This window comes from Longimicrobium sp. (assembly GCF_036554565.1).
GTDB lineage: Bacteria > Gemmatimonadota > Gemmatimonadetes > Longimicrobiales > Longimicrobiaceae > Longimicrobium.
This window is the reverse complement of the sequence record NZ_DATBNB010000592.1, coordinates 1-6,750: the sequence shown is the minus strand read 5'-3', so window position 1 is coordinate 6,750 and position 6,750 is coordinate 1. Positions and strand designations below refer to the sequence as shown.

Below are 6,750 nucleotides of genomic sequence, written 5' to 3'. Positions count from 1 at the left end.
CGTCGACCCCAGCGAGGCCGACGTCCTCCACGAGATCGAGGGCTGGGAGGACACCGAGGCCGACCGCGACGAGGACCTGAAGCAGCGCCCGCCGGTGGTGACGGTCATGGGCCACGTCGACCACGGCAAGACCAAGCTGCTGGACGAGTTCGGCTTCAAGGCCGTCCGCGAAGAGGAGTACGGCGCGGACATGGAAGAGGCCGTGGAGGCCGACGCCGACGAGGACCTGCTTCCGCGTCCGCCCGTGGTCACCGTCATGGGCCACGTGGACCACGGCAAGACCTCGCTGCTGGACTACATCCGCAAGACCAACGTCATCGCGGGCGAGGCCGGCGGCATCACGCAGCACATCGGCGCGTACCACGTGGAGCTGCAGGACGGCCGCTCCATCGCCTTCCTCGACACCCCGGGCCACGCGGCGTTCACCGCCATGCGCGCCCGCGGCGCCGAAGTTACCGACGTCGTCATCCTGGTGGTGGCGGCCGACGACTCGGTGATGCCGCAGACCATCGAGGCCATCAGCCACGCCCGCAACGCCGGCGTGCCGCTGATCGTGGCGGTGAACAAGGTCGATCTGCCCGACGCGAATCCCAACCGCGTGAAGCAGGACCTGCTTCAGCACGGGGTGGTGCTCGAGGACTTCGGCGGCGACGTGATGAGCGCCGAGGTGTCGGCCAAGAAGGGGCAGGGGATCGAGGCGCTGCTGGAAAAGGTGCTGCTGCTGGCAGACCTGCAGGAATTGACCGCCAACCCCAACCGCGACGCGGTGGGCACGGTGATCGAGGCGCAGCTGGACGTGGGCAAGGGCCCGGTGGCCACCGTGCTGGTGACCAACGGCACCCTTCGCGTGGGCGACCACGTGGTGTGCGGCATGTACAGCGGCCGCATCCGCGCCATGCTCGACGAGCGCAACAAGCCGGTCGCCACGGCCGGGCCGGCCACGCCCGTCCAGATCCTGGGCCTTCCCGGCGTGCCGGGGGCGGGCGACCAGCTGATTTCGATGGAAGCCGACCGCGCGGCCGAGATCGCCCAGACGCGCCAGCGGCTGGAGCGTGAGAAGCGCATGCGCATCAAGAGCCGCGGCGTGAAGCTGATGGACCTGTCGCGCATGCTGGCGAAGGGCGAGCAGGCGCACCTGAACCTGGTGATCAAGGGCGACGTGGACGGCTCCGTCCAGGCCCTGGGCGACGCGCTGGAGCAGCTGTCGACCAACGAGGTGAGGGTGCAGGTGATCCACCGCGGCGTGGGCGCCATCAACGAGTCCGACGTGCTGCTGGCCACCACCTCGGGCGCCATCGTCATCGGCTTCCACGTGCGCCCCACGGGCGAGGCGCGGGCCGTGGCCGAGCGCGAGGAAATCGACATCCGCCTCTACAACATCATCTACGAGGCGGTGGAAGAGGTTCGCGCGGCGATGGAGGGGCTGCTTACGCCCGAGGAGCGCGAGGTCATGCTGGGCACGGCGGAGGTCCGCCAGCTGTTCAAGGTGCCGCGCGTGGGCACGGTGGCCGGCTGCATGGTCACCAGCGGCGTGCTGGACCGCCGCGGCAAGATCCGCATCGTGCGCGACGCGGTGCAGATCTACGAGGGCGAGCTGGAAAGCCTTAAGCGCTTCAAGGACGATGCGCGCGAGGTGCGCGAGGGCTTCGAGTGCGGGTTGAACATCCGCAACTTCAACGACGTCAAGATCGGCGACGTCCTGGAGTGCTACCGCGTGGAAGAGGTGGCCCGCACGCTGGCTGGCGCGGCCGCCGCTTCGGCGGCGGCGGCCGAGGCCGCGCGCAACGCCTGACGGGCACGGCGGCCGCGCGATGGTCGTGGGGCTGGTGGTCTGGGAGCTTCACATTCCCGGGTGCGCCTCCCTCAAGGAGAAGCGCATGGTAGTGAAGAGCTTGAAAGACCGCCTGCACGCCAAGTTCAACGTGTCGGCCGCCGAAACGGCGCACCAGGACCTGCTTCAGCGGTCCGAGATCGCCGTCACGGTGGTTTCGGGAGACCGGAAGCACGCCCAGTCGGTGCTCCAGTCGGCGGACCGGCTGGTGGCCGAAGAGGGCAGGGCGCGGATCATCGATTCGTACACGACGTTCTACTAGACGGCGGGGGGACGGAGCGCGGAACCGGGGACGCCGGCGGCAATGGCCTTGCTGTTGCCTGCTGTCCCCGGTCTTCCGTACCCTGTCCCCTCGCCTTTTTCTTTTTAGCCGGGAGGCTGTGCGCATATGCCCAAGTTCAGGCGGACCGACCGCATCAACGAGCAGCTGAAGCAGGAGATTTCGCTGCTGATCCGCGACCAGGTGCGCGACCCGCGGGTGGGGCTCGCCACCATCACGGCCGTGCAGACCTCGCCCGAGCTGGACCACGCCAAGGTGTACATCACCGCCCTCGGCGACGAGGCCGAGCGCGAGGAAATCCTCGTGGGCCTGCGCAGCGCGGCGCCCTTCATCCGCCGCGAGTTGGGCAAGAGCCTGCAGATGCGCCGCATCCCGGAGCTTCACTTCGAGATCGACCGCGTGCTGGCCGAGGCCATGAGGATCGAGCAGCTGCTTCGCGAGGCGCTTCCCTACGACGCCTCCGCGTCCACCGAGGCTGGCGACGACGCGGATGGTGCGGTCGAGAAGCCGGCCGAGGAGCAGCCGGCGGCGGGCGATCAGGCCGAGGGCGAGGGCCAGGAGTGAACGGTGTTCTGCCGGTAGACAAGCCCGTCGGGCCCACCTCGCACGACGTGGTGGGCGCGGTTCGCCGCGCGCTGCGCATCAAGCAGGTGGGGCACACGGGGACGCTGGATCCCTTCGCCTCGGGCCTGCTGCTGGTCTGTATCGGTCCGGCGACGCGGCTGGCGGAGTACATCACGCCCCTGCCCAAGACCTATCTCGCCACGATGCGCTTGGGCGAGTCAACGGACACGGACGACCACACGGGAACGGTCGTCTCGTCGTCCGATTCGTGGCGCGACGTGTCCCCTGAAGCGATCGAGGCGGCGCTGATGGCGCAGGTGGGCGAGATCGACCAGGTGCCGCCTGCGTACTCGGCCAAGAAAGTGGCGGGCGAGCGGATGTACGACGTGGCGCGGCGGGGCGGGGAAGTGGACCTTCCGCCCGTGCGCGTGACCATCCACTCGCTCCAGGTCGTCTCCATCGACCTGCCTGATGTCGTCTTCGAGGTGGAGTGCGGCAGCGGCACGTACATCCGCGCCATCGCACGGGACGTCGGGCGCGCGCTCGGCGCGGGCGGGCACCTGCGCGAGCTCCGGCGCACGCACATCGGCGCGCATGACGTCGCTCGCGCCGTGCCCGTCGATCAGCTTGGCGACGAGGCGCTCGTCGCCTCCGCGCTGCTCGCTCCCGCGGATGCGGTGTCGCACCTGTCGCATGGGCGCGTGGACGAGCGCGGCGTGGCGGACCTGGGATTCGGCCGTGCGGTCGCCGTCGACGCCGAGATCGCCGATGGAGAGACGGTCGCGGTCCTCGGCCCGGACGGCGCACTGCTGGCCATCGGCGAGGCGGCGGGCGGGCGGGTGAGGCCGCGCAAGGTGTTCGTGGCGGGCGCGTGAGCATGCGATCCAGCGCCCTGGCCCCGTTCGCCATCGACCCCGCGCTCCCCCCCGCGCTTCCGCGCGACGGGCGGCCGGCGATCGTCACCGTGGGCACCTTCGACGGCGTGCACCGCGGCCACTGGGAGGTGCTCCAGGAAATCTGCCGCCGCGCCCGGGCGACGGGCGGCCGCAGCATCCTTGTCACGTTCCATCCGCATCCCCTGCGCGTGGTCCGCCCCGAGCACGCCCCGCCCCTGCTGACCACCCTCGCCGAAAAGCGCGAAGTGCTGGCCGAGTCGGGGCTGGAGTACGTCGTATTCCTCCCGTTCACGCGGACGCTGCAGCACTATCCGGCGCGCCGGTTCGTGGAAGAGATCCTGATCGGGCGCATCGGGATGAACGAGCTGGTGATCGGGTACGACCACGGGTTCGGCAAGGACCGCGAAGGCGGCGTCGACACGCTGCGGGAGATCGGCCGCGAGATGGGGTTCGACGTGGACGTGGTGGATGCGTTCGAGGCGGAGGGCGGAGCGGTGTCGTCCAGCCGCATCCGCGGGCTGCTGGGCGAGGGGCGGACGGGCGAGGCCGCGGCATTGCTCGGGCGGCCGTACACGCTCTCAGGCGTGGTGGTGGGGGGAAAGCGGAAGGGGCGGGAGCTGGGCTTTCCCACGGCCAACATCGAGCTGGGCGACGCGGAGAAGATGCTGCCCAAGGAGGGCGTCTACGCGGCGTACGGTCGGGTGCGCGGCGAGCGCATCCCCGGCCTTCTGCACCTGGGCCCGCGCCCGACGTTCCCCGGGTTCTCGCCCACGATCGAGCTTCACCTGCTGGACTGGAGCGGCGACATCTACGGCGACCACGTTCGCGTGGAGGTAATGGGCCGCATCCGCGACATTCTGCCGTTTTCCTCGGTAGACGCCCTCATCGAAGCCATACGCGGCGACGAGCGGGATGGTCGCCGGATGCTCGGTCTCTCGCCAAGCTGAGAACAGCGCAGCCGCGCTGTCATCCCGATGGAGCGACCTCGAGAGGCCTATCGTAACAACATACTCCGCAGCGACTGAGAGATCCGCCACACACCTCGCCGTGACGCCTCAAAACAGCGGCCTCAGGTCGCCGCCGCTTTCGGAATGAACTTGACGTCTGGAAGCCCGCCGAAGTCTGCATCCTGCGTCCAGAGCGTCGCGCCGTATGCACGCGCCGTGGCGAGAATGACACTGTCGGCGAGCGGCAACTTGTGGGCGAGTCCCAGCTTCGCTGCAGACATGGCCAGAGACGAATCAAGCTCCACCACGATTCCCTGCTGCATCAGCGCGGCAGCCTGAAGCCCATCGCTTTCTCCGCGCTCCCGGAGTACCCATCGAAAGACCTCACTCACCGAGATCGTCGGCACCACAAGGCGATCCATGTCCTCGATGGACGGAGCGAATGCGCTGGCGTTCGGCCCATTGGTCATGTACTCCAACCAACCGGATGAGTCCACGACGTTCCGAGTGCCTCCAGTGGCCCGGTGGATCACAGCCGGTCGGGGTCCCGCTGGAAATCAGTAGACATTCCAGCGAGGAAGCCGCGCATTTCCTGCGGTGGACGCAATGGGATGAATTCGATGCGGTTCTCGTACGGGATCACCTGCACTTGCTGGCCCGGCTTCAGATTCAGCTTTTCCCGCACGGATCGCGGGATGACGACCTGAAACTTGGGTGAGATCGTGGCCTTTTCCACCGTTCTCTCCTTTGATCGATGTCTCGTCACACGGCAAGAGTATCGATGATCAAACCGCAAGTCAATCCACATAGCGTGGGAATTACCTGGGCCTGCTGCCGCGATGGGTTCCATCGCGGGCTCGCGTGGTGGCCCACAGCGCGACGGCCGCGGCGCCCAGCAGGAGCCAGCCGCCGCCGCGAACCTCGACGCGCAGCACCGCCTCGTCCCGCGACTCGCCGTCGCGCGACGGCCGGCGCTCGTCGTAAAGGCGCGCGCGCAGGTGCTGCAGTTCGGCCTCCATCAGCGCCAGTCTTGCCGTTGAGGGATCTTCGACCGGCGGGCTCGCGGGCACGGACTGGCGCGCAGGCTCGGGCTCCGGCTTGGGGGCAGCGGCCTTCCGGGCGCGGAACTCCCGTTCCAGGCGCACGGCCGGAGCCGCGAACGCGGCGGTGACCAGCATCAGCACGACGACGTAGTTCCCCCACAGCAATCCACGGGTGAGGAGCCCCCATCCCGCCGGAAAGTACGGCGTGACCTCCTCCGGCCCGTACTCCTGGAGCACCGCCCGGAAGTGGCTGGGCCGGAGGGCGGAGCGCGAGGGCGGCGCACCGTCGTTCACCTGCTGGATCCGCTTCAGCAACTCCGGCGGGGTCCACCGGGAGGTGCCGAAGGGGATCAGCTGCCGGTACTCCGCCTCTGCCCAGGCGTACTGCACCACGCGCGCCTCCAGCGCCGTGCGGTACAGCGCCATCATTCCCAGGCTCAGCACCAGGGCCGCGAAGCACGCGACGATGATCACGCGTGCCCGGAGCGCCTGGACGTGGCGGCGGGCCAGGAAGAGCAGGCCCACCGTGCCGGCGCCCACCATCACGGCGGTGGCGGCGAACACGGCGCCCATGTCCGGCGGGTGCCAGTCTCCCGCAGACATCAACGAGTAGCCGGGGATGGCCTGGGCCAGGGCCACCACCGCCAGCATGATCAGCCTTGCGGTCTTCGGAAAGCCCTCGGGCTCACCGTCTCCACCCTTACGCTCGTCGCCGCTCATCGCCGGCACCGATATGGAATGCCGTCAGTCCGCAGGTCCAGCGTAAAGGTGCGCACCCGCCCGGCGGCGATCTGCACCCGGTCCTGGAACTCGCGCCCCCCCTGGCGCACGACCACCACCCACGTGCGCGGAGACGCATACGCTCGCACGCCCGCGGCGGCCGTGGTGCGCCCGCGGAAGTACGAGGCGCCCCCGTACACCGGCCGCAGCCGGCAGAGGATGGCGGGATTGTCCTCCACCACCGTGCGCGGAACCAGGTACACCTCGGCTCCCGGAGTCGCCGTGCGTACCTCGACGTAGCCGCCGGTGGTCGGCGACGCGCCACCGCCGGTCGGGGCGGCGGGAGGCGGCGGCACGGCAGGCGGTGGCGTGGGTGGCGGCGCGCTCCGGGTACGGAAGGCGCGGCGTACGCCGAGCACGAAGCGGCTTGTCAGGGAACCGCCGGAACTCGTCGCTCCTGCCGCGGCCG

At 69.5% G+C, this 6,750-nt stretch carries 9 protein-coding genes; 5 read left to right on the top strand and 4 right to left on the bottom strand.

All coding sequences use genetic code 11. From position 1 onward, the window contains the following. The 5 genes from infB to VIB55_RS16300 form a co-directional block, all read left to right on the top strand. Positions 1-1,792: translation initiation factor IF-2 (gene infB, locus VIB55_RS16320; RefSeq protein WP_331877727.1), on the top strand; the 1,792-nt coding region annotated here is incomplete at its 5' end. Between the two features lie 19 nt (positions 1,793-1,811). Further along, positions 1,812-2,093 (top strand): DUF503 domain-containing protein, encoded by a 282-nt coding sequence (locus VIB55_RS16315; protein WP_331877726.1) that lies wholly within the window; start codon positions 1,812-1,814, stop codon positions 2,091-2,093. A gap of 126 nt (positions 2,094-2,219) precedes the next feature. Next, complete coding sequence (rbfA, locus tag VIB55_RS16310) at positions 2,220-2,675, top strand: 30S ribosome-binding factor RbfA (RefSeq protein WP_331877725.1); 456 nt, start codon at positions 2,220-2,222, stop codon at positions 2,673-2,675. After that, positions 2,672-3,550 (top strand): tRNA pseudouridine(55) synthase TruB, encoded by an 879-nt coding sequence (truB, locus tag VIB55_RS16305; RefSeq protein WP_331877724.1) that lies wholly within the window; start codon positions 2,672-2,674, stop codon positions 3,548-3,550. The genes rbfA and truB overlap by 4 nt, the downstream gene beginning before the upstream one ends. Before the next feature lie 2 nt (positions 3,551-3,552). Beyond that, positions 3,553-4,518, top strand: a complete 966-nt coding sequence (locus VIB55_RS16300; protein WP_331877723.1) for a bifunctional riboflavin kinase/FAD synthetase — start codon at positions 3,553-3,555, stop codon at positions 4,516-4,518. Between the two features lie 122 nt (positions 4,519-4,640). Here VIB55_RS16300 and VIB55_RS16295 read toward each other — a convergent pair whose 3' ends face one another. The 4 genes from VIB55_RS16295 to VIB55_RS16280 all read right to left on the bottom strand — a co-directional run bounded on the left by VIB55_RS16295 (position 4,641) and on the right by VIB55_RS16280 (position 6,637). Next, on the bottom strand, positions 4,641-5,048 hold the full coding sequence (locus tag VIB55_RS16295) for a type II toxin-antitoxin system VapC family toxin (RefSeq protein WP_349263042.1): 408 nt from the start codon (positions 5,046-5,048) through the stop codon (positions 4,641-4,643). Further along, positions 5,048-5,254: an AbrB/MazE/SpoVT family DNA-binding domain-containing protein gene (locus VIB55_RS16290; protein WP_331877721.1), complete on the bottom strand. Its 207-nt coding sequence runs from the start codon at positions 5,252-5,254 to the stop codon at positions 5,048-5,050. The genes VIB55_RS16295 and VIB55_RS16290 overlap by 1 nt, the downstream gene beginning before the upstream one ends. A gap of 82 nt (positions 5,255-5,336) precedes the next feature. Further along, positions 5,337-6,281, bottom strand: a complete 945-nt coding sequence (locus VIB55_RS16285; protein WP_331877720.1) for a hypothetical protein — start codon at positions 6,279-6,281, stop codon at positions 5,337-5,339. Beyond that, a complete protein-coding gene (locus VIB55_RS16280) occupies positions 6,278-6,637 on the bottom strand; it encodes a hypothetical protein (RefSeq protein ID WP_331877719.1) in 360 nt (119 codons plus the stop codon). Before VIB55_RS16280 ends, VIB55_RS16285 begins: the two co-directional genes overlap by 4 nt. Between the last annotated feature and the right edge of the window lie 113 nt (positions 6,638-6,750).